The 21966-nt window shown below is 54.9% G+C and carries 20 protein-coding genes; 15 read left to right on the forward strand and 5 right to left on the reverse strand.

Going from position 1 to position 21966, the window contains the following annotated elements; all coding sequences use genetic code 11:
• Positions 1 to 76: 76 nt before the first annotated feature.
• The 7 genes from accD to KSF73_15825 all read left to right on the forward strand — a co-directional run bounded on the left by accD (position 77) and on the right by KSF73_15825 (position 9045).
• Positions 77 to 943 (forward strand): acetyl-CoA carboxylase, carboxyltransferase subunit beta, encoded by an 867-nt coding sequence (gene accD, locus KSF73_15795; GenBank protein MBV1777183.1) that lies wholly within the window; start codon positions 77 to 79, stop codon positions 941 to 943.
• A gap of 129 nt (positions 944 to 1072) precedes the next feature.
• On the forward strand, positions 1073 to 2329 hold the full coding sequence (gene folC, locus KSF73_15800; GenBank protein MBV1777184.1) for a bifunctional tetrahydrofolate synthase/dihydrofolate synthase: 1257 nt from the start codon (positions 1073 to 1075) through the stop codon (positions 2327 to 2329).
• 32 nt (positions 2330 to 2361) lie between these two features.
• On the forward strand, positions 2362 to 3216 hold the full coding sequence (locus KSF73_15805) for an SPOR domain-containing protein (GenBank protein ID MBV1777185.1): 855 nt from the start codon (positions 2362 to 2364) through the stop codon (positions 3214 to 3216).
• A 22-nt stretch (positions 3217 to 3238) separates the two neighbouring features.
• Entirely contained in the window at positions 3239 to 3730 is a 492-nt protein-coding gene (locus KSF73_15810; protein MBV1777186.1) for a CvpA family protein, read from the forward strand.
• 20 nt (positions 3731 to 3750) lie between these two features.
• Positions 3751 to 5286 (forward strand): amidophosphoribosyltransferase, encoded by a 1536-nt coding sequence (gene purF, locus KSF73_15815; protein MBV1777187.1) that lies wholly within the window; start codon positions 3751 to 3753, stop codon positions 5284 to 5286.
• A gap of 159 nt (positions 5287 to 5445) precedes the next feature.
• Positions 5446 to 6618, forward strand: a complete 1173-nt coding sequence (locus KSF73_15820) for an O-succinylhomoserine sulfhydrylase (GenBank protein MBV1777188.1) — start codon at positions 5446 to 5448, stop codon at positions 6616 to 6618.
• A 222-nt stretch (positions 6619 to 6840) separates the two neighbouring features.
• Positions 6841 to 9045 carry a tandem-95 repeat protein gene (locus KSF73_15825; GenBank protein ID MBV1777189.1) on the forward strand — a complete coding sequence of 735 codons (2205 nt, stop codon included), beginning with the start codon at positions 6841 to 6843 and terminating at the stop codon, positions 9043 to 9045.
• A gap of 8 nt (positions 9046 to 9053) precedes the next feature.
• Here KSF73_15825 and KSF73_15830 read toward each other — a convergent pair whose 3' ends face one another.
• The 4 genes from KSF73_15830 to KSF73_15845 form a co-directional block, all read right to left on the reverse strand.
• On the reverse strand, positions 9054 to 10643 hold the full coding sequence (locus tag KSF73_15830) for a PepSY domain-containing protein (GenBank protein MBV1777190.1): 1590 nt from the start codon (positions 10641 to 10643) through the stop codon (positions 9054 to 9056).
• A 15-nt stretch (positions 10644 to 10658) separates the two neighbouring features.
• Positions 10659 to 10949: a hypothetical protein gene (locus KSF73_15835; protein MBV1777191.1), complete on the reverse strand. Its 291-nt coding sequence runs from the start codon at positions 10947 to 10949 to the stop codon at positions 10659 to 10661.
• A 1-nt stretch (position 10950) separates the two neighbouring features.
• Positions 10951 to 11214 carry a hypothetical protein gene (locus KSF73_15840; protein MBV1777192.1) on the reverse strand — a complete coding sequence of 88 codons (264 nt, stop codon included), beginning with the start codon at positions 11212 to 11214 and terminating at the stop codon, positions 10951 to 10953.
• A gap of 69 nt (positions 11215 to 11283) precedes the next feature.
• Positions 11284 to 13431, reverse strand: coding sequence for a TonB-dependent siderophore receptor (locus tag KSF73_15845; protein MBV1777193.1), 2148 nt, complete (start codon positions 13429 to 13431; stop codon positions 11284 to 11286).
• 197 nt (positions 13432 to 13628) lie between these two features.
• On the opposite strand from KSF73_15845, the gene KSF73_15850 reads away from it, so the two are divergent.
• From KSF73_15850 to KSF73_15885, 8 genes are all read left to right on the forward strand, one after another.
• A complete protein-coding gene (locus KSF73_15850; GenBank protein MBV1777194.1) occupies positions 13629 to 13829 on the forward strand; it encodes a hemin uptake protein HemP in 201 nt (66 codons plus the stop codon).
• Positions 13830 to 13890: 61 nt separating this feature from the next.
• Complete coding sequence (locus tag KSF73_15855) at positions 13891 to 16065, forward strand: TonB-dependent hemoglobin/transferrin/lactoferrin family receptor (GenBank protein MBV1777195.1); 2175 nt, start codon at positions 13891 to 13893, stop codon at positions 16063 to 16065.
• A 33-nt stretch (positions 16066 to 16098) separates the two neighbouring features.
• A complete protein-coding gene (locus tag KSF73_15860) occupies positions 16099 to 16653 on the forward strand; it encodes a pyridoxamine 5'-phosphate oxidase family protein (protein ID MBV1777196.1) in 555 nt (184 codons plus the stop codon).
• Entirely contained in the window at positions 16650 to 17741 is a 1092-nt protein-coding gene (locus tag KSF73_15865; GenBank protein ID MBV1777197.1) for a hemin-degrading factor, read from the forward strand. The genes KSF73_15860 and KSF73_15865 overlap by 4 nt, the downstream gene beginning before the upstream one ends.
• Positions 17738 to 18640, forward strand: coding sequence for an ABC transporter substrate-binding protein (locus tag KSF73_15870; GenBank protein ID MBV1777198.1), 903 nt, complete (start codon positions 17738 to 17740; stop codon positions 18638 to 18640). The genes KSF73_15865 and KSF73_15870 overlap by 4 nt, the downstream gene beginning before the upstream one ends.
• A gap of 11 nt (positions 18641 to 18651) precedes the next feature.
• Positions 18652 to 19707: an iron ABC transporter permease gene (locus KSF73_15875; protein MBV1777199.1), complete on the forward strand. Its 1056-nt coding sequence runs from the start codon at positions 18652 to 18654 to the stop codon at positions 19705 to 19707.
• Positions 19704 to 20492, forward strand: coding sequence for an ATP-binding cassette domain-containing protein (locus tag KSF73_15880; GenBank protein ID MBV1777200.1), 789 nt, complete (start codon positions 19704 to 19706; stop codon positions 20490 to 20492). The genes KSF73_15875 and KSF73_15880 overlap by 4 nt, the downstream gene beginning before the upstream one ends.
• Positions 20492 to 21196 carry an energy transducer TonB gene (locus KSF73_15885; protein MBV1777201.1) on the forward strand — a complete coding sequence of 235 codons (705 nt, stop codon included), beginning with the start codon at positions 20492 to 20494 and terminating at the stop codon, positions 21194 to 21196. Before KSF73_15880 ends, KSF73_15885 begins: the two co-directional genes overlap by 1 nt.
• On the opposite strand, the gene flgA is transcribed toward KSF73_15885, so the two are convergent.
• Entirely contained in the window at positions 21193 to 21894 is a 702-nt protein-coding gene (gene flgA, locus KSF73_15890; protein ID MBV1777202.1) for a flagellar basal body P-ring formation protein FlgA, read from the reverse strand. The genes KSF73_15885 and flgA overlap by 4 nt on opposite strands.
• Positions 21895 to 21966 lie beyond the last annotated feature (72 nt).

A 21966-nucleotide genomic window follows, 5' to 3' on the forward strand; every position in this document is an offset into this window, starting at 1 on the left:
ATCGAGGTAAAAGCATCAAGCATGTACCCGCGTGCCACACTACGATCAGGCATAGTCTGATCGCCAGGAGAAGTTGATGAGTTGGTTTCAGAAGCTGTTGCCGCCAAAGATCAAGGCCAAGTCAAGCGGCCCATCGAAGTCGGTGCCAGAAGGTTTGTGGAGCAAGTGTCCTGCCTGCGAGGCAGTTCTGTATCGCACAGACCTCGACAATAATCTGGATGTCTGCCCCAAGTGTAGTCATCACATTGGCATTAATGCCCGTCGTCGTCTTGATGTATTGCTTGATCAAGAAGGGCGTTTTGAGATCGGTGCCGATGTGCGTCCGATCGATATCCTGAAGTTTAAGGATTCGAAGCGTTATCCCGACCGTCTTGAGCATGCTCAGGAAGTGTCTGGCGAAGATGATGCAATGGTTGTGATGCAGGGCGCGATTCATACACTCCCCGTTGTTGTCGCTGCATTTGAATTCAAGTTCATTGGCGGTTCGATGGGGTCGGTAGTTGGCGAGCGTTTCGTGCGCGGCGTGAAAGTTGCCATGGAAAATCGCTGCCCCTTTATTTGCGTAGCTGCATCTGGCGGCGCGCGGATGCAGGAAGGCCTGACCTCACTGATGCAGATGGCCAAGACATCCGCTGTGCTGGCAAAGTTGGCTGATGAAAAGCTACCGTTTATTTCCGTCCTGACTGATCCGACCATGGGTGGTGTGTCAGCGTCATTTGCTTTCCTGGGTGATGTGGTTGTGGCTGAACCCGGTGCATTGATTGGTTTCGCGGGTCCGCGAGTGATCGAGCAAACCGTACGCGAAACGCTGCCAGAAGGCTTTCAGCGTGCCGAGTTCCTGCTTGAAAAAGGCGCGATTGATATGATCATTGATCGCCGCGAAATGCGTAAGCGACTCGCCGGACTGATTACCTTGCTGAGTAAGCAGCTCTCTGTAGCCTGATATTGGCGTATTGTGATCGTGAACATGCCTTGATAGTGGAAGCTGTCAGGGCATGTGCGCTTTTGGTACGTCCGAATTGCCTGAAATTCTGCTCGAATGAAGTCCGCTGCCATGAAAATCGAAAACCGCATGACGCTTGCTCAATGGCTAACCCATTTGGAAGCCATCCATCCGATTACCATTGATATGGGACTCGAACGAGTCCGCCGTGTGCGTGATGTCATGGTACTCAGTCCCGCCTTTCCGGTGGTCATTGTTGGCGGCACCAATGGGAAGGGATCAACATGTGCCATGCTGACTGCCATCTTCAGGGCAGCTGGCTACAAAGTTGGGACATACACCAGCCCACATCTCATTCGATATAACGAGCGCGTGTGTATTAATGGCTTACCTGCTGGCGATGAAGACATCGTTGAGTCATTTTCCGCGATTGAGGAAGCGCGTGGCGAGACTTCGCTGACCTACTTTGAATTCGGCACACTGGCGGCGATGCACCAATTTGTGAGCGCAAATGTCGATGTTGCAATTCTCGAGGTCGGGTTGGGCGGTCGGCTGGACGCCGTGAATATCTTTGAGCCGGATGTTTCTGCCGTGGTCAGCGTCGACCTCGATCATCAAAGCTATTTGGGCGATACGCGTGAGGCGATTGGCTTTGAAAAGGCGGGCATTTTCCGTTCAGGTAAGCCTGCTATCTATGGTGAGCCACATCCACCCGCGACCTTGGTTGCACATGCCCAGTCCATCGGCGCCGATCTGTGGTGTATCGGACGTGATTTCGGTTTTGTGAACGAAACAACGCAGTGGCGCTGGACAAGTAAAAATGGCAACAAACCGGGTTTGCCATTCCCGGCATTGCGGGGTGCGTTCCAACTGGGTAATGCAAGTGTCGTGATTGCCATCCTGGAGCAATTGCGGGATCGTGTTCCAGTCTCAATGGGCGATATCAAACGTGGACTGGTTGAAGTGGAATTAGCGGGGCGTTTTCAGGTATTGCCGGGTCGGCCATCCGTTGTATTGGATGTTGGCCATAATCCGCACGCAGCCAAGTCACTCGCAAACAATTTGCTCAATCAGGGATTCTTTGAATCGACCCGTGCCATTTTTGGTGCGATGGCCGACAAGGATATCGCTGGGGTCATCGAACTGCTCAAAGACCAGATTGATATCTGGCATCTTGTTTCACTACCCATGCCTCGTGCGGCCTCAGCGCAGGCAATTGCCAGCGTCTTGGCTGCTTCGGGGGCAAAGGGCAGGGTGATTTTGCACGATAATATGAGCACAGCATGGGAGGCAGCCTGTAAGGATGCCGGCGAAAATGATAGAATCGTGGTATTTGGGTCATTCGTGACTGTTGCAGAGGCAATGGTTGCGCGTGGTCAGGGCTAATTGATTCATTATTTTCCGGGATTGACTTGCTGATGGCCGAAGCACCGATCAGTGAAGAACTCACACTGTTGAAAAAACGCGCGAGACGCCGTCTGGTTGGCGCTTTCGTGCTGATGCTTGCCGCGCTTGTCGTGCTATGGACTGTCCTGGACGATAAACCCCCTCAGGCTCTGCTCAATCAATCCGTGTCCATTTTGAGCAGTAAACCGCTGGTGAGTGCGGGTCATAATGCCACATCCGATCAGCCAGCTACTCCTGGTGCCGTGGATCGTGCACAGGCTGCCGCACGTAACGCGCCTTCTAACTCGCCTGTTGAAGTGACAGATCAGCCGAAAGTGACGCCCGCCGTGCTACCTGCCACGGCTGCGCTGCCTGCCTCCGAAGTGAAGCAGGCGCCTCTGGTAGCTGATAATAAGCCTGCCGTTCAATCCAGTCCGGCGGTTTCAAAGCCGAATATCGATGCCAAGCCGGTCGATAAGCATGATGCTAAAATCGATGTGAAGCGGGATGTGAAGCCACATCAGGACGTCAAACCATCTCACGATGATGAGAAGGCACGCAAAGCAGAGCGTATTCTGAATGGCCTGGGTGACGTTTCAGCAGCAGCCGCTCATAAAGACGCAAATGCACATCCTTCCGTGGCTGCTGATTCTGTCAGTTCGGTTTTCCTGCAGATTGCGGCCTTTGCTGATAAATCCAAAGCATCAGCGCTTGCTGATAAAATGAAATCAGCAGGCGTTCATCCAGTCATGGCGACCGTCGAAAGTGAACACGGCACCTTGACGCGATTACGTGCCGGGCCTTTTGCATCCAAGGATGCCGCCCAGTCAGCCAAGTCTAAACTGCAAGCCATCGGCATCAGCAGTCAGATCGTCGGCGCTAAATAATGCATGCAGGGAGGAGGCCAAGATGACAATGTTTGATTATGCGGTGCTTGTCATCCTCGGGCTGTCTGTCCTTCTCTCTGTTATCCGTGGCGGCGTGTCTGAAATGATCTCGCTGGGGGCGTGGCTGCTTGCTTTTGTGCTCGCACAGCATTTTGCGGCGCCACTATCAGCTCATCTTCCTCAGGAAATTCCCACTGAACCCCTGCGTATTGTTGCGGCGTTCGTCGGGATCTTCCTGGGTGTCTGGTTTTTTTCTGCCATTGTAAGAATCACTCTTGCGCAATTTATCAAGGCAAGTGGTCTTGCACCGCTTGATCGCTTGATTGGCGCACTGTTTGGTCTTGCAAGAGGTTGTCTATTGTGTGTGGTGCTCGTGATTGTTGCGGGTATGACCAGCCTGCCCAGACAGCCTGTGTGGCGAAATGCAATGTTCAGCCCGCCTTTGGAGGCGATGGCGACTGTGATCAAGCCTGTCTTGCCTGAAGCACTTTCGAGGCAGGTCAGGTACGAATGACTCTTTAGCAAGGAAGCAACATGTGCGGCATTCTCGGTGTGGTTGCGAAAACACCTGTCAACCAACTTCTCTATGACGGACTGCTGGTACTGCAGCATCGTGGGCAGGATGCTGCCGGTATTGTGACAGCGCAAGAGACTGGCGTTATGCATATGCATAAAGGGCAGGGGCTGGTCAGCGATGTGTTCCGCACCCGCAATATGCGGAGCCTGATGGGTCATGTCGGTATCGGTCACGTTCGCTATCCGACTGCGGGCTCTGCATCTTCCATGGCTGAAGCACAACCGTTTTATGTCAACAGCCCCTTCGGCATTGTGCTGGCACACAACGGTAATCTGACCAATCATGTGCAACTGAAGGAGCAGATGTATCGCAATGATTTGCGGCACATTAACACCAACTCCGATTCGGAAGCGCTGCTGAACGTCTTTGCCTATGAGTTGCAGCAGCGAACTCGTGGTTTCGAGCTGGCTCCGCAAACCATTTTTGATGCGATTGCCGCAGTGCATCGACGTGTCAAGGGTGCGTATGCTGTCGTCGCGATCATCGCAGGTTACGGGCTTGTGGCATTCCGTGACCCGAATGGTATCCGGCCGCTGGTATTGGGTGAGCACGAAACTGCTGACGGCACTGAATTCCTGCTGGCCTCTGAATCGGTGGCGCTCGATACGCTGGGCTTCAAGATGACCCGTGATGTAGAGCCGGGCGAAGGCATCTTTATCACTTTCGATGGTAAGTTCCACAGCAAGCAATGTGCTGATAAGCCGAAGCTCGTCCCCTGTATTTTCGAGCATGTGTATTTCGCACGGCCAGATTCGGTGATGGATGGCATTTCGGTGTATCAGGCACGCCTGAATATGGGTGATAACCTGGCCGATAAGATTCGTTCGGAACTGACGGATTTTGACATCGATGTGGTCATTCCGATTCCGGATACCAGCCGACCCAGCGCATTGCAGCTCGCCGAACGTCTTGGTCTGCCATATCGTGAGGGCTTCCAGAAGAATCGCTATATCGGCCGGACATTTATCATGCCGGGTCAGGCGACGCGAAAGAAATCCGTTCGCCAGAAACTGAATCCGATTGCGATTGAGTTTGCAGGCCGCAATGTTCTGCTGGTGGATGATTCTATCGTGCGTGGTACGACATCCAAGCAAATCGTTACCATGGCGCGTGAGTCTGGTGCAAAGAAAGTCTACTTTGCCTCTGCTGCTCCGGCTGTACGTTTCCCGCATGTGTATGGCATTGATATGCCAACCCGCGCCGAGCTGATTGCTACCGGCCGCAATGAAGCCCAGGTCGCAGAAGAAATCGGTGCGGATGCCGTATTTTACCAGGATCTGGATGCGCTCAAGCGGGCGGTATCGGATGCCAGTAATGGCAAGGTCAACGAATTCGAGGCCTCCTGTTTCTCGGGTGAATACGTGACGGGTGATGTGGATGAAGCCTATCTTGATGCCATTGAAAACCGTCGATCCAGCCCGCTGTCTAAAGGCGGAGAGGCAGGATCAGTGGTCGACCTGAACGTCGGTGTGGCGGAACAAAACCTGATGTAAAGCGGGTTCTCGCACTGGCAAATTGAAACCCTGCTTGTCAAAGGCAGGGTTTTTGCTTATGGTGGCTAGAAAATATATATCTGCAGCCACCCAAGTCAATACAGCATATCGCCATGTGCATGGGTACCAAGCCCCTGCATCGCAGAACAAGGAAACATGATGTTTGAAAATCACGGATACGATCTGGATACCCTAGCCATTCGTGCAGGCCAGGAACGCAGTCAGTTTGGTGAACACGCCGAAGCCATGTATCTCAGTTCCAGCTTTGTCAGTGAGAGTGCCGAACAAGCTGCTGCGCGTTTTATTGGGCAGGAGCCCGGATTTATTTATTCGCGTTTCAGCAATCCGACCGTGACCTTGTTTCAAGAGCGTTTGGCTGCGCTTGAAGATGCAGAAATGTGTATTGCTACCGCCTCGGGCATGGCCGCCATTCTATCGCTCTGCATGGCGCACTTGAAGGCAGGCGATCATATCGTAGCGTCAAATGCCCTGTTTGGCTCGACCATCCAGTTCTTTAACAACTATCTTGCGAAGTTCGGCGTGACAGTGACCTATGTGTCGCCAGTGGATTTGTCTGCATGGCAAAGCGCGGTCAAACCGGAAACCAAGCTGTTTTTCCTGGAATCTCCGTCTAATCCACTTACCGAAATCGCTGATATCCGCGCCATATCGGATATCGCCCATGCGCATGGTGCACTGGTCGTGGTTGATAATTGTTTCTGTACACCGATTTTGCAGCAGCCATTGAAGCTTGGCGCAGATTTAATTGTCCATTCTGCAACCAAATATATCGACGGTCAGGGGCGGGTGTTGGGGGGGGCAGTGCTGGGCGCAAAAGCACTGGTTGATCCGGTGTACATGTTCTTGCGAACAGCCGGTCCGACCATGTCAGCTTTTAATGCATGGGTACTGGTGAAAGGTCTCGAGACACTCAAGCTGCGTATGGATGCACATTGCGCAAATGCACTGGAGTTGGCGACATGGCTTGAAAGCCGCCCGGAAGTCGAGCGCGTGTATTACCCCGGATTGCCTTCCCATGCGCAACATGAACTGGCGATGCGGCAGCAGCGTGCCGGGGGTGGGGTGGTAAGTTTTGTGGTGAAGGGTGGGCGTGAAGCGGCATGGAAGTTGATTAATGCCACGCAAATGTTGTCCATTACAGCAAATCTGGGTGATGTTAAAACGACCATTACGCATCCAGCCACAACCACACATGCACGTGTTACACCGGAAGCACGCGCCGCTGCGGGTATTGTTGAAGGATTGATTCGAATTGCAGTTGGCATCGAATCCATACAGGATATCAAGCGCGATCTGCTACGCGGATTCTGATTTAGTACACATGAATGTGCGCTCAATGCGCATACCTCAAGGGATTCAGAGGGATGTATGATATAGTCATAGACCTCTGACTCCCCTACTTGCCTCTTGCCAGCCTGATTCATGAAGTTCTCATCGATCTCTTTAGTATCTCCTCTGTCGCGCCCAGCGTTGTTGACTTTTATTGCACTGAGTACTTGGTCGATTTACTGCCGTTCAGATGATGCACCCGCTATGCCTGCGCCTTATGAAATATCGGCAGGGGCAATTCAGTTTGGCGGGCAAAATGGCCACCTAGGTATCGGTTATCAAAATGGCGGACACTTCCGCCTTGAGGGGATGGGCGTGTTTGCTGAAAGTAAACGCTCGGCCTGGACCCTCAATGGCTGGTTGGGTGATCGTGCGGGTGGTGGTGTTCAGCTGGGCTATCAATGGCTGCCTGCCGGTCAGACCGACTCGGTCTGGAAGACGTTCGCGGCGTTTGATCGTAATGCCAGCGGATTTGCAAAGGCAACATTCGGGGCGGGCGTAGAACGCGAACAGTGGTCGGCTTCACTTGCGCTATCCCATAGCGTTTCCGGTAGACAATTGACTGCAGAATCGACAGTAGTCGACAGTGTGTCAGTCAATGGCAATTTGGCAACAGGACAGCCATTTATTGATACGACTACCACACTCACCACCACCCGTGCTTTTACTCAGGCATATGAGCAAGGGGTTGGTGCGCGAGTCGGACGGTTCGATCCTTCCACACTGATTCGATTGAGTGGTGGGCTGGATTATGAATGGGGAAAATCCGCCAACCATCAGGTGACTGCATCAGTTGATCTAGAAAAATACTTTGAGCAGTCACCGCATAGTCTGGCATTGCATTGGGAGTTCGGGCGTAAGTCTGGCGAGTTTGTAGAGCATACATCCGAGCACCGCGCACAACTGGTTTGGCGTTATGCACTCGGCGGCCATGGATTTGCCCGCCAAAAGCAGATTCGTATGACGCCTTACATCGAGACCGTACCGGCACGCATGGGTTCTAAGCCGGAGACAGTGCTGGTCAAGCACGCGATTACCATCAATACAGATGCATTCTTCGATTACGGAAAATACGTGCTCCGTGACGATGCGCTGGCGTCCCTTGCCAAGTTGACGCAGTCGCTTAGAAAGGCACAGCTCGACGGGATGGTCAAAATTACGGGGCATACCTGTGATCTGGGATCGGACAAGTACAATCTTGCGCTCTCAAAGTATCGCGCGGATCGAATCAAGCAGTTCCTGATCGAGGCACTGGTGGTTCAGCCTGATCAGGTGATGACCGAGGGGAAGGGTAAGCGCGAGCCGAAATATCCATCGGATAAAGATCATCGCCATTTAAATCGTCGCGTCGATATTGAGTTTGTGACGGTAGAGCCGCGCGAGGAGTTAAGGCAGGTTGACGTACCTGTTCCGGCGCAGACCCACATTGCGTGGCGAGAGGAAGAAATCGAGACACTACCTACGTGGGCTCGGCAATCCTTACGGACAAGTGTTTCATACAAGCAATCTGTGGATACGTATGTGACCAAGGAGGTCAGTTCATCGTCGTCCACCACGCGTAAGTGGATCTACCTGCCACCTCAGACATCGAGCAAGACATTTGCAGTTAAGCAGTCGAGTGTGACCTCTCTGGATGTTTTGCAAAGTGTGACAGACCCGAACGGCGATACGGTAAAGTTGGTATCAGTGTCGCCTGCCGCGCGGGGCACCATTGAATGGTCGGGTAAGCAGGTTGTATATACTGCCCCTGACGCCTATCTAGGCTCGGATAGTTTTACCTATGTGGTTGAGAATGCACATGGCAAGCAGGCCACTGGCCTTATTTATCTGGATGTCACTGCTAAGCCAAAGCCTCCGGTAGCGAATGAGGATGCGGGTACGACTATGGAGTCGCAGCCGAAAGATGTAGCCGTTCTGGCAAACGATTCAGACCCGGACGGGGGCACACTGCTAATTACATCTTTATCGACTCCAGCACATGGACAGGTCAGCATTGCTAACGGAAGCATGGTGCGTTACACCCCAGCAGCAGGTTTCACTGGTACGGATGAGTTTACATACACTATCCGGAATGGCGATGGCATGACCGCTTCTGCCAAAGTACTGATGAACGTAATTGCTAATCCGGCGCTCGGTGAGTTGATGGCGCGTAATGATCTGTATTATGTGCCTAGCACCCGTCCGAGTACGCTCAATGTTCTGCTAAACGATCTTAATTCAGGGCAATTTCCGCTTCGCATTGTGGCCTTGACTCAACCGCAGGCAGATTTAGGTGCAGTATCCACGGATGGGCAAACGGTGACGTTCACGCCAACGGGTAAAGTGTTCACCAGTGATGTTTTCACCTATACCATTCGCGATAGTAACGGCCGCACCTCGACTGCGACCGTTACGCTGATTGATCCATGAGTGAGGCATTAGCGAGCGCTGAACCAGACACTATCGCTTGAGCCACCGATGACCCGCTTTTGGGTGATACGCGCCATTGCGTGGAGAACCAACGCGCCAGCAAGTGCTGTGGCTTCTATTGCAACGCTGGAAGATAAGGCATCTGGGTATGTAATCAGGGTACTTAGAAGCCACGTGATTGGAATGGCCGCAGTCAGCCACGCTGCAAGGTAGAGTAGTTCAAAAGCCGCCCGCGCAGCGCCTCGCCAGAATGCCCAGCCAATACAGGCGCAGAAGGCGCCATAGTAAAGCCAGTCATGCAGATGGACTGCACCACCCAGGATGCTGGGTAGCCATTTGCTACCCAGCAGCATAAATGAAATGCCGCAGATGCATCCGAGACAGACGCCAATGGTTGCGGATGCGATCAGCAGCGTGTCGCGGCGCTGAGCCGGATTAGACTGATCTTTACTTGCCCGTTTGCGACGACTTTCAATCCACAGCAGATTGCCACTGTAGAACAACCACGCACCGGCCAGCGCGAGCAGGAAGTAGAGCCATTTGATTGCCATTCCTCCGAACGATGCCATGTGCAGGGCAAAGAAGCTACTGATCACGAGGTTGGCTGTTGGCTGCTGTCCGGGGAGAAAGTCGCGATTGCGCTCTTTGCCTGTATAGGGATCAAACGCAATAAAGCCACCACGTGCACGTGGATTGACAGCTGTCGGATCTTCGCCCCAGATGCGGACAATAGATCGGGGTTGACCAATCTGCTGAAATTGCAAGCGACTGACATGCAGGGAGGGTGCGACTGCGTGCGCCTGCTTCAGCAAGGTTGCAAGGGGAATCAGCGTGGAAGCCAGGGCAGGCGTGGGCGTAGGCTTGTGGCCGCCGCGTTCTGAATGCTGGCGGATACTTTGATTGTGCAGGAGATGATCTTGAGCCGCATAGATGACGTCATGAAACGCAAATACGGCGGCGGTGATGGCCATCACCAGGTGAAATGGCAAGCTGAATAGCCCGACAACATTGTGCGCATCCAGCCACATGCGCTTGAGATTCTTGCCCATGCGCAGGGCAAAGCAATCCTTGATGAGCGTGGGTAGCAGAACAATCACGCCGGAAATCAGCGCCAGCGCATACAGCATGGCGATGATACCCATGATCCAGCGAGCAGGATCGTTATCGACAGGCAGGCCGATTACTCTATGAAGCGTATCAATAAAGTCTGCGACCGGAGAGGGGTGCATCGCCTCGACCTGGAGTCGGCCCTGAGCATCGAACGTACTGATCCATTGTGATTTGATTCCCGATTCCTCTTCCTCTTCGTCAGTGGATGCAGCCCAGCGCAAGGCTGCAATCTTGTCCTGATCCTCTGACAATTCGATCATAAAGTCGCGAGCAGCATCAGGACGTGCAGCTAGCGTCTGATGAATCAGTTCGGGTGCTGCGGATAGCGGAACGGCCTGAATGTGCGAAGGTGGACTGAGCCAGCGTGCAATCGGCTCCTTGAATACGGTAAAGGCCCCTGCGTAAAACGCGATGAACAGAGCCAAGCCGGCAATGATGCCGGTCCAGGTATGCAGTGTTTTATACAGCCGCAGAATATCCGAGCGAATCATTGGGAAAATACCTTACAGATAGCGAAGTAGTGCGCACAGTGCGGCGAGGACGGCATTGATAGTACTGAGCCAGAGCCATGCGCTGCGTCCGTTTTGAAATAAATAGCTTGTGCTTAGTACGATGATCCAGACCGGTACAACCATCCACATACACAGTTGCGAGCGTGTGGAAAGCGGCATGCCGGTGGCGAGGGTGTTGAAGATCGCACTGACAGCCAATGCGGCCCCCAGTCCAAGCAGCGTGCCTGCCAGTGACTTGGATAGCCAGTCGCGCTGTATCGGAGTAGCTGCAGCTTGACGCATGTCAGGCCTCCTGTGGGCGCGCAAAAAGATAAACCGGAGCAATCAGTCCAACCATGGTGGCGGTGAGCCATGTGTACACCGCAGTGGCGGGATGCATGCTCAGGCAGAAGCACATCAGACTGACCAGCCATATCATGAGTGCCAGGCAGCGCAAGGGCCGGGCAGGGAGTTGCGTGTGGCGGACACGCTGGTGCGGGGACGCGAGATAGGCGATAAAGCAGGCCACGCCGCTTAATGCGAAGCCGGTAAAAATATGAATCAGCATGCGTGTGAACCTGTCTAAAAGAAAAAGCACCGCCAGCAGAATGGTTCCGCCGGCGGCAAAGTGCGAAGCTTAGAAGTTCACCGTGGCTGAGGCCGTTACACTACGTGCGGGGCCAAGTGTGGCAATGGGCGTGCTGTCGCTGAAGCTACCCGAGTAGAAGTGGCGGTCAAACAGATTGCTGATATTTAGCCGCAGGACAACTTGATTCTGATGGATGCGCATGTTGTAACGCATACCTGCATCAAACTGGCTCCATCCGGGAATGGACTGTGTATTGGCTGCATCGACATATTGGGCGCTGGTTGCGGTCAGACGACCATCAAGCGTCAGCCCACTCACCCAGGCTGTATCCCATTCAGCGCCAAGTGTGCCCTGCCAGCGCGGTGCACCGACGGCATCCTTGCCGTTGTAAAGGTTGTAGGCAGTTCGGGTTTGCTCACCACGACTATAGGTGGCACCCGCTAGTATGCGCATACCGGGATGTATTTCGCCCGCGCTGGCCCATTCCAAACCACGTACTTGCTTTTCACCGTCATCCGAATAAGTGGGCTTCGAACTACTACCGAGGGCAATCAACGTCGGTTTGCGCAAATCAAACAGGCTGAAAGTATGCTGAAGCGCACCGTCCTGCCACTTCACGCCAATCTCTTTCTGGCGGGTCTGGTATGGTTTGAATACCTGCTGGTAGTTGGTGGCAGCCGTATCGGTGACCGTCTCTCCGGGGCTGAGTCCTTCGACTGCGTTGGCGTACAGCGAGATGTCTGATCCAAATGGCTGGTAGACCAGCGCCAGTGCAGGTGTCAGGCGCTGTTCGTCGTAGCTGGCGGTAATCTTGCCAGCATTGAAGCTTGTGGTTTTCACCTGTTGCTGGCGAGCGCCCAGCGTCACAGACAGTTGCTTGTCTTCCGTGGAAATCGTATCAATCAACGCGAGGCTGCCGAGTCGGTTTTCCCCCGTTTTATCTGCCGGCGCGGGGATAGCCACCATGCCGGCTACGACTGGACGGTAGATGTTTGAAGTAAAGCGAGCCCGATTCACATTGGTGCCGCTTTCCTGATTCAGGCGTGAAGCATGAACCAGCAACGCATGCCGTATGCCTGCGGTTTGCAGTGACGCGCGCAAGCCAGCTTCGGCCGATACGCTGTCCTGATACCCGTTCTGGCCAACCATGACGCCCCAGAAGTCGCCATTGGCCTGAATTTCACGTGCATGCGTACCATTGATAAAGCCACTGAAGGTGTGCTTGTGTGCTCCCGCGCCAGCAAATACGGACACCTGCTCGTTTAGCATCCAGTCTGCACGGGCAATGATTGCGTCCGACGTAAGATTGCCGTATCCGGCGCGAAAAGGATTGAGACGAGGATCCGGTGCGGCAGGCACTGGCGTACTGGCAAACCAGTACATGGCGGGCGTACCCCCTTTGAATGACTCGTTGCTGTGGTAAGCGTCTACTGTCGCGAGCAATTCTGCACTGCGATAGTCAAAGGCGGATGAAAGAAATTGCCGCTGCTTGCTTTGACCATCCAGCGTGGTGTCGCCATTGCCGGTTGCAGCATTGATGCGTAATCCGTACGCCTGATTGTCGCCGAAGCGACGCCCGACATCGGCGTGCGTAAACACGTGCGCATCGGATTGGATACCCAGTGTGAATTGCGTGACTGGATCATCCTTGGCGCGCTTGGGTACGATATTGATGACGCCGCCTACGCCACCGGCGGGCGGCATGCCGCTGAACAGTGCGCTCGGGCCCTTTAACAGCTCTACACGTTCGATGAATTCAGCGGGCACATGTCCAACCGGGGTCAGGCCGAACATGCCATTCAGTGATATGTCGCCTGCATTGACATCGAAACCGCGAACGCGGAAGTTTTCATACATGTGGCCGTTACTGGTCGTGAATCTGACGGAAGGGTCTGCTGCGAGCACATCTGCCACTGTGCGTGCCTGTTTGTTCTGGATGAGATCGGCAGTGTAGGCAGTCACGCTGAACGGGATCTCCATGACATCCTGATTACCCTTGGCGCCAAGTTGTGCGCCACTTGCAATCTGACCACCCGCCTGTGCTTTCGAGAGATCGGTCGGCGAATCTGATTTGGCCTTGATCCTGACCACCGGCAGGGTTGAAGACGTATCCGGTTCGGCTTCGTCTGCATATGTTACGTGGGAAATTGAAGCCAGGCTCAGGGCCATGGCCAGCGGGGTCATGCGCAGCTTCATTTGTTACTCCGGTTCTGAATAACACTGGCTGGCGACGGCTGGCTTGTGTGCTGTTTACGTACTCAGGTATGCCCTGAGCTTGAGAGTGTGACATATTGTAAATGGGAATCATTATCATGAAAAGTAGGCAAGTTATGTGCAGAGGTGTGACAACAAACATATTGCAAATACGAATCGTTATCATTTAGTATGTGCGGATGAATACATGGACGATTGATGAAACCAAAGAGCAGTGTGCCCAAAGCGCTCATCTCGCCAGAAGCAACACCAGTGGACGCACTCCGCGCATAAACAGTGATTGCTTGCTGGGTGCGGACGGTATGCTGGAGATTATGCACAACGGCAGTGTGTACCAGCTTCGGCAAACGTCGACCGGCAAACTGATTCTAACCAAATAAACGATTCCTAAAAGCACAAGCCAGCCATCGCCAGCCAGTGCATGTATCCGGAGAGATTGACATGCGGCTGTCGCCCATTGCGCTGGCATTGAGCGCCCATATTGTGTCTGCAGACCTGATGGCAGCAGACATACCGACCGAGCAAGATACGCAGCAAGCCGATGTCGTGGTAAGTGCCACGCGCGGCAAGCGAGAATTGCAGCGAGCCCCGAACACTGTTACATCCAAAACCGGAGAAGTTGCATCCCGCACGGGGGCTACAACCCTTAAATCCCTCGTGGATGATGAGGCTGATCTTTCGGTACGTGAGTCGGTTGTGCGATTCACGGCAGCAGGTACCGCCACCGGACGCGCCGGCTCTGAAGGCTTGAATATTCGAGGGCTGGAAGGGAATCAAGTGCTGATGCTGCAGGACGGTATCCGTCTACCCGCTGCATTCAGTTTTGGTGCCTTTGCTACAGGGCGCGGGGACTATCTCGAACTCGAAGGCATGAAGGATGCCGAAATCCTGCGTGGACCGGCATCTGCGCAGTTTGGCAGTGATGGTCTGGCAGGCGGCATCAGTCTTCGCACGCTGGAACCGGTCGATATTCTGAAAGGGCGCGATCTGGGCGGGTTTGTACGGGGGCGTTATAACAGCCTGGATCGCGCCTGGACGGAAACGGGCGCAGTCGCAGCCAGTGAGGGCGCCTGGCAAGGACTGGTACTCGGGAGTGTGCGTCAGGGGCATGAAACACAGAACCACGGTAGCAACGACAGTCTGAATGTCGACCGCACCACGCCTAATCCGCAGGATGTGCGAAATCGCTATCTCCTGGGTAAGGTGAGTTATGCACTGGACCCTTCAGAGACCATTGGCGCAAGCCTGGAGGTGCTTCGCAGAACCAATGATACCGAGGTCTACAGCGCGCGCAGCAAATCACCGCTTGTATCGACGAGCACGCTGGATCTGGATGCGCACGATACTATCAAACGGGATCGCGTCTCACTGGACTATCTCCTGAATGATCTGAATGGCGAGTGGGTGCAACGTGCAGAAGTGAAGGTCTACTGGCAGCGCGCACAGGTCGCGCAGCATGCCGTCGAGGATCGAAACACAGCTGCCGACCGCATCCGGCACAATACTTATGACACCGATAGTACAGGTATCTCGCTTCTGTTTGGCTCCAGCTTTGCTGGTGTATTTAGCCAGCGCCTGACCTATGGCGTGGATTGGCATCGCGATCAGATCAGTACCTTGCGTGATGGCACTGTACCTTCTCCGGGCGATACCTTTCCAAGCAAACCCTTTCCGGATACCCGATACGATCTGACGGGTGCCTTTCTGCAGGATGAGATCGATCTGGCCAGTGTCAGCGTCATACCCGGCCTTCGGTTCGATCACTTTTCACTCAAACCCGATGGGGCGGGCTTCACCGGTAAGACAGTCAGTCTATCCGATCATGCAATCTCGCCGCGTCTAGGGGGCGTATGGCGGGTAACGGAGTACTTTGCGCCGTATGCTCAATGGGCAAAAGGCTTCCGTGCGCCATCGCCAGATCAAGTGAACAACGGATTCACCAACTTGACCTCTGGTTACATGAGTATCGGCAATAACGCGCTCAAAGCGGAAAGTGCTGATAGCTTTGAAGTAGGCATTCGCGGTCGCGTCGATACAGTGCGATACGCGCTGACCACTTATGACAATCGGTACAAGGATTTCATCAGCCAGCAAATGATCAGGGGTACAGGCACGCCTGCCGATCCGATGGTCTTTCAGTACATCAATTTGAGCGATGCCCATATTCGCGGATTCGAAGCGCGGCTTGACTGGTCGTTTGCCTCTACCTGGCTCGCAAGTGCATCGTTTGCACAGGCAAGTGGCGACTCGGAGACTGCAGGCAAACGCACGCCGCTCGATTCTATCAATCCGCGCAAATGGGTGGTCACGCTGCGACATGATGCTGCTTCCCTGAGCGGGTTTGCGCGTTTAATACATGCCAATGCCAAAGACAGTGACCGCATTGCTCCGGCCGCCGTGAAGCCATTTTCCGCGCCTGCCTGGACGGTGCTGGATCTTGGCGCGACCTGGAAGGCGGGCAAGGCAATGGATCTCAATCTGACCCTGAATAACGTATTTGATCGCCACTACTGGCGTTGGTCGGATGTGCGGGGGCTAGCCGAGAGTAGCGCAGTGAAAGATGCCTACACCGCGCCGGGTCGAACGATGCAGATATCCGCCCGATATAGCTTTTAACCGATCCGAACCCATTGACGGAAGGGGAAATTGATGTCCGATACCACAGTGCAATTCGATGCAATCCATGCGGATGCGCGTGCGTTTCCAATGCAGTTCAGCACGCTGCATCTGGCCACCAGCAACGCGCAAGGACGAGCCGAGTGCAGCTATGCGTCCTTTATAGCGGTAGAGGGAGACTTCCTTATCTACGTCAGCGAACTGGCAGCACATACTGCAAATTTGCTGGAAACCGGCCTGTGTTCGGCCATGTTTATCGAGAGCGAGGCCGATGCGCGCCATCTCTTTGCTCGTAAGCGCCTGACACTGCAGTGTGCCGCCGAAGAATGCCTGCCGGCTTCCAAGGAATATACGCAGGTGATGACAGCGTTTACTGATCGATTTGGCAGCGTGATGGATATCTTGAAGGGATTAAACGATTTCCATCTCATCCGTTTGCGTCCTTTGCGCGGCAACTTTGTAACCGGGTTTGCCAAGGCATACACACTAGAAGGCGATGAACTGGCGCAAGTTCGCCACCGGAATGAAACCGGGCATCGCGGTACTCCCGCGAGCGTCGAGCCAATGCAAGAGGGCGCGCTGCAATGAATACACCAATGAGATCTTTTGTGGAGATCAGGCAGGCGTTTACGCTTGCCAGACAAGAACAGGGGATGCGGCATCGCGAGATCGCGACCATGCTCGGAATCGGCGAGGGGCAATTGATTGCCGCGCATGCGGGGCCAAATGCCGTATCCCCTGGCTGTACGCTCACAGCTATCCGATTGCGTAGCGAATGGCCGGCGCTCATCGCATCACTTTCTTCACTGGGAAGCGTGATGGCGCTGACACGTAATCACGGCTGCGTACATGAGAAGGAGGGCGTATATGCGCCAGTCAGCTCAAGTGGCGAGGTCGGATTGGTGCAGGGTACGGACATCGACTTGCGCTTGTTCTACGCGCAGTGGGCGGCAGGATTCGCAGTCGAAGAGCAGACAAGCAAGGGTAAACAACTCAGTTTGCAGTTCTTCGATGCACAAGGACAAGCTGTGCATAAGGTGTTTTTGCGGGAACAGAGCAATATCACTGCTTGGACGCAGCTGCTGGAACAATTTGCTTCCGATGATCAGACGCCGGGCATGGTTGTACGGGCACGAACGGCCAGATCCCGGCCTAATGACGATGCTGCGGTAGACATTAGCCAATTGCGCGCTGCCTGGGCCGCCTTGCGCGACACCCATGACTTTCACGATATGTTGCGCGATCAGGGTGTAGCGCGATTGCAGGGATTGCGGCTGGTCGGGCAGGACTTTGCCCAGCCTGTAGACATCTGCAGCGTACACGAAGTGCTGACATGCGCCGCTCAGGCAGGATTGCCAATCATGGTGTTTACCATGAATCACGGCGCAATCCAGATCCACTCCGGCATGGTCAGGCGAATTGTAGTGACCGGCCCATGGATCAATATTCTGGATGCGGGCTTTAATCTGCATCTGCGTGAGGATGCGATTGCCAGTGCCTGGATCGTACGCAAGCCTACAGTAGACGGCATGGTGAGCTCGCTTGAATTGTTTGATTCAGAGGGCGAATTGCTGGCCATGCTATTTGGTGTCCGTAAACCAGGGCGGCCCGAGCAGTGCGAATGGCGTGCGCTACTGGATGCACTGCAGCCGGAGGTTACGCCATGCGCAGCATGAAAAGCCCGGATACGCCACACACGCTCTTCCGGCCTGATCGTCGACGGATGATGGTTCAGATTGGCGGATTGGTGGCTGGTCTGATAACCGCACCCGCCTTGGGTGGCGCTGGTCAGGGTAAGCGCATTGTGTCAATTGGCGGAGCTCTGACCGAAATTGTGTATGCGCTGGGCGGACAGGCGACGCTGGCGGGTGTGGATTCCACATCCTTGTTCCCCGAAAGCGCGACGCGATTGCCGAACGTGGGCTATGCAAGGAGCCTGTCAGCCGAAGGCATCCTGGCGCTCGCCCCCACGCACATCATTGTAACGGAAGACGCAGGTCCGCCTGCAGTCATGCGCCAGCTGGCGCAGGCGGGTATTCCACTCTCAGTGCATCCCGGCAATCATCGTTTTGAAGGACTACTCGAGCGTGTCAGCAGCGTAGGATCGGTAATCGATCGTCAGCCACAAGCCGCCGAACTTGTTGCCAGTCTAGGTGCACGCTGGCAAGTCGCTCAGCAGCAGATCGTCGCATTTTCGCAGCGACCCAAGGTCTTGTTTGTGCTCTCGCACACGCAAACACAGATCATGGTCAGTGGCTCGGCCAGCAGCGCTGATGCAATGTTGACCTACGCGGGTGCAAGTAATGCCGTGAAGGGATTTTCAGGTTTCAAACCGCTGACCCCCGAGGCGGTGATTGCGGCTGCACCGGATGTTGTACTGTTCACCCGGCAGGGACTGGAAGCCATCGGGGGCATCGAGGGCGCATTGCGTCTGCCGGGTATCGCCCAGACACCTGCAGGGCGTGCCCGACGCATCATTAGTCATGAAGCCATGTTCTTGCTGGGATTCGGCCCGCGCCTGCCAGATGCCCTGATTGCATTGCATGCATCCATCCGGGGAGCACTGCAGACATGAGCACCCTGGCGATGTCACAACAATCCGTGCGTGTCCGGAGCTGGTTACGTAGCAACCCTCTGCATGCGCTTGTGCTTGCCTTGCTTGGACTGACCTTGCTTTCATTGCAAGCCGGGGCTGTACCGATCGGGCTTTCAGACTGGCTTGCGCCTTTTCGCCAGCAAGACGATGCGACGCTGACTGGCGGCGCCTGGGTGCTCTGGCACCTGCGCATGCCCCGCCTGCTGCTGGGCATATGCGTGGGCGCGATGCTGGGTGCATGCGGCGCGCTGACTCAGGGACTGTTTCGCAATCCGCTCGCTGATCCCGGCTTATTGGGCGTGCAAAGCGGTGCCGCCTGTGCCGTGGCACTGATTCTGGTGGGCTTGGGCAGCCTGGGGCTGGCTCTGCCTGACTCTGCCCGATTCTGGACCATCCCCGCAGCTGCATTTACGGGTGGACTAGCGGTATGCGTGTCGCTGGATCGCCTGGCGCGCTGGCTGACGGCGGGTTCGATTGCAGGGTTGCTGCTCACTGGTGTTGCACTGAATGCCATTGCTGGGTCGGTCATTGGCCTGTGCACGTATCTGGCCACTGATGAACAGCTTCGCAGCCTCACCTTCTGGACGTTAGGATCACTGGCGGGTGCAAACTGGCACATCACCCTGCTCGGCATCGGACTCTTGCTTGCAGCGATGTTTCTCATGCGCGAACTGGCCGGGCATTTAAATGTGCTGGCACTGGGCGAACAGGTTGCTGCGCATGTAGGGGTAGATGTGCGCATGATCAGGCAACGTACTGTGCTCATTGTGGCGCTTCTGGGCGGATTTTCGGTGGCGAGCTGCGGCATGATCGGATTTATTGGCCTGATTGCGCCCCATATTGTGCGTACCTTGTATGGCGCGGATCAGCGCGTGGTGGTGCCTTTGTCCATGTTGCTTGGTGCATGCCTGCTGTTGACTGCAGACACACTCGCGCGCGTGGTGGCTGTGCCTGCCGAAGTACCCGTCGGCATTTTCACGTCGCTGATGGGCGCACCATTTTTCCTCTTGCTATTGCAGCAAATGCGAAAGGCGGGTTGGGCATGATGACCGCATCATCCACGGTGCTGGCACTGGATGCCGCGCAAGTTCGCCTGGGAGAACGCGTTTTTGGTCCATTCTCAGTGCAACTTTCTCCGGGCGAGCGTTTGGCTATTCTGGGGCCAAGTGGCGCCGGCAAGTCGACCTTGCTGAAGCTCATGTCAGGGGAAGTGCGACATCAGCGGGGCGAAATCAGGCTGGACGGACGCGACCTGCGCAGCCGGTCGATGTCAGGTCTGGCCATGCGGCGGGCAGTATTGCCGCAATCGCATGAAGTAGCATTTGGTTTGCCTGCCGAGCTGGTGATCCGACTTGGACGGGCAGCACGACTGCGTGATGCCGGCGTGGATCGCATCATTTATCTTGCTGCGACGCTCGCACAGGCAGAACATCTGCTGGAGGCACGCTTTGATTCGCTCTCTGGCGGCGAACGTGCGCGGGTGCAATTGGCGCGAATATTTGCACAGATGTGGGATGTGGCAGCGGGCGTCATTTTTGTGGATGAACCGCTCGCAGCGCTGGATCCGGGGCTGCAATTGCATCTGGCTTCGGCAATCGATGCGTTTGCACGTGCACGCAATCACGCCGTAGTAGCGGTCATACATGATCTGAATCATGCGCTTGCCAGATTTGATCGGCTTTTGCTAGTCAAAGACTGCCAGCAGGCGGGATTACTGAATGCCGATATTAAGGCGATTCCGGCACTGGAACAGCTGTATGGCATTCGATTACATCATACGCAGGTAAGCGGCCGTCCGGTGGTAATGAGTGTGGGTTTGCAGGCAGCATGATGGGACATGACATAATTCGCCCCTCCACTCGTCAAATGACGGCAATCGTCGCGGGTAGCTGTGCTGCACATATTGCCGGCGTGATGCTCCTGCTGGCTCACAGCGCACCGGCGCTGCCATCCGGTAAACACCTGAAGATGTCCTTCCGTATGCTGGACGCGAGCGAATACAGATCCCACCCGAATAGGGATGCTGATTCCGAGCCGGTCTTAACCTGTTGCCAGCATGATCATGTAGTTAAGCGCGCGCGTGACAAGCCCGATCACCCTCAAGACAGGGGACATGATGCAACCCGTGGCGAGGCATCAGGCGTGTCGAGCGAAGCAGATATTTCTGCGGCAAATCATATGATGCCCGCAACGCCAGATCATGGCGACGATGCGACTCCTCGCACCTCTTCCACATCTGAGAAGGTGGCTGATCTACAACCTCGGCTAATCGAACACGCGCAGCCTGTCTATCCCTCGATGCTGCGAGAGCAAGGCATTGAGGGACGTGTCATCTTATTGCTGGAAGTGGATGAGGCAGGGCGGGTAAAGACCGTCAGTATTACTCAGTCGAGTGGCTACCGACTATTTGATCAGGCCGCACTTCAAGCGGCACGGCATTGGCGGTTTCAGCCCGCCAGACGCGATGGTTTACCCATTCAGGCCCGTACAACCGTACCGGTCAGATTCGAACTCGGCGATCCTCAGGCGGGCTAGTTGCCCACCCGAACCTCTCGCTCGCCACTGACGATGCCGGTAATGGTCGATCCGGACTGCGTACGCACGGTGACACTCTGTCCCTTACTGGCATTGCCGAGCGATCTCCCTTCGGACGTAATCTCGAATCCCGCGCTGACATTCAGGATCTTCACGGTTTCATTGGCTTTTACAAGCCAGGGCGCCCGCAAATGATCGGCATTTAACGGCACACCTGCCATTTCTCCCGCTAAGGTGACGCGACCAATAGCATCTTCCGGCTTGCTGACGACCGAGCTTGGCAGGGCCGCAGCATCACCTGATTCCTCGCGAATATCTGTTGCATCAATGGTGTGATTGGGCGGCAATACTTTGGTGGTGACCCAGTAACTCACCGTCAGACGAATCGTGGCGGGCACCATGACAGTCCAGCGCGCGGCATCTTCGCAACGTACGCGAATCCATGTTTGACCCACCAGCCGATTGCCTGGCGGCAGGCTGGCAGTCAGGCGCTTGCATGGCGCCAGTTTATCGAGTGAGGCGGGCGTACCCATCTCAAATGAGGCGCGCTCACCGTGATCTGCAAGCTTTGCACTGAGAAAGTCGTACGCGGATCTGACCACAACATGCATAGCCGCAACATCCTGTTGCGCGATTGCGTGCTCTATGGGCAGCAATGCAACAAGCAATGCGATCTGCCTGAATTTATTCATCAACATGGTGACTTGTGTATCCGCTGACTAATATGAAAACACAACGAGGGAAAGCATCAGTACCACAAATCGTGCCTA

Source organism: Burkholderiaceae bacterium DAT-1, assembly GCA_019084025.1.
In the GTDB taxonomy this organism is placed as follows: domain Bacteria; phylum Pseudomonadota; class Gammaproteobacteria; order Burkholderiales; family Chitinimonadaceae; genus DAT-1.

What these genes read in the sequence shown, in the direction of transcription:
- accD (MBV1777183.1), top strand. Translation starts at nt 77, where the DNA reads ATGAGTTGGTTTCAGAAGCTGTTGCCGCCAAAGATCAAGGCCAAGTCA.
- KSF73_15855 (MBV1777195.1), top strand. Translation starts at nt 13,891, where the DNA reads ATGCGGCTGTCGCCCATTGCGCTGGCATTGAGCGCCCATATTGTGTCT.
- KSF73_15835 (MBV1777191.1), bottom strand. Translation starts at nt 10,949, where the DNA reads ATGCGTCAAGCTGCAGCTACTCCGATACAGCGCGACTGGCTATCCAAG.
- KSF73_15850 (MBV1777194.1), top strand. Translation starts at nt 13,629, where the DNA reads ATGAATACATGGACGATTGATGAAACCAAAGAGCAGTGTGCCCAAAGC.
- KSF73_15860 (MBV1777196.1), top strand. Translation starts at nt 16,099, where the DNA reads ATGTCCGATACCACAGTGCAATTCGATGCAATCCATGCGGATGCGCGT.
- KSF73_15825 (MBV1777189.1), top strand. Translation starts at nt 6,841, where the DNA reads ATGCCTGCGCCTTATGAAATATCGGCAGGGGCAATTCAGTTTGGCGGG.
- KSF73_15885 (MBV1777201.1), top strand. Translation starts at nt 20,492, where the DNA reads ATGGGACATGACATAATTCGCCCCTCCACTCGTCAAATGACGGCAATC.
- KSF73_15820 (MBV1777188.1), top strand. Translation starts at nt 5,446, where the DNA reads ATGTTTGAAAATCACGGATACGATCTGGATACCCTAGCCATTCGTGCA.
- folC (MBV1777184.1), top strand. Translation starts at nt 1,073, where the DNA reads ATGACGCTTGCTCAATGGCTAACCCATTTGGAAGCCATCCATCCGATT.
- KSF73_15875 (MBV1777199.1), top strand. Translation starts at nt 18,652, where the DNA reads ATGTCACAACAATCCGTGCGTGTCCGGAGCTGGTTACGTAGCAACCCT.
- KSF73_15870 (MBV1777198.1), top strand. Translation starts at nt 17,738, where the DNA reads ATGAAAAGCCCGGATACGCCACACACGCTCTTCCGGCCTGATCGTCGA.
- KSF73_15840 (MBV1777192.1), bottom strand. Translation starts at nt 11,214, where the DNA reads ATGCTGATTCATATTTTTACCGGCTTCGCATTAAGCGGCGTGGCCTGC.
- KSF73_15810 (MBV1777186.1), top strand. Translation starts at nt 3,239, where the DNA reads ATGACAATGTTTGATTATGCGGTGCTTGTCATCCTCGGGCTGTCTGTC.
- KSF73_15845 (MBV1777193.1), bottom strand. Translation starts at nt 13,431, where the DNA reads ATGAAGCTGCGCATGACCCCGCTGGCCATGGCCCTGAGCCTGGCTTCA.
- KSF73_15880 (MBV1777200.1), top strand. Translation starts at nt 19,704, where the DNA reads ATGATGACCGCATCATCCACGGTGCTGGCACTGGATGCCGCGCAAGTT.
- KSF73_15805 (MBV1777185.1), top strand. Translation starts at nt 2,362, where the DNA reads ATGGCCGAAGCACCGATCAGTGAAGAACTCACACTGTTGAAAAAACGC.
- purF (MBV1777187.1), top strand. Translation starts at nt 3,751, where the DNA reads ATGTGCGGCATTCTCGGTGTGGTTGCGAAAACACCTGTCAACCAACTT.
- flgA (MBV1777202.1), bottom strand. Translation starts at nt 21,894, where the DNA reads ATGTTGATGAATAAATTCAGGCAGATCGCATTGCTTGTTGCATTGCTG.
- KSF73_15865 (MBV1777197.1), top strand. Translation starts at nt 16,650, where the DNA reads ATGAATACACCAATGAGATCTTTTGTGGAGATCAGGCAGGCGTTTACG.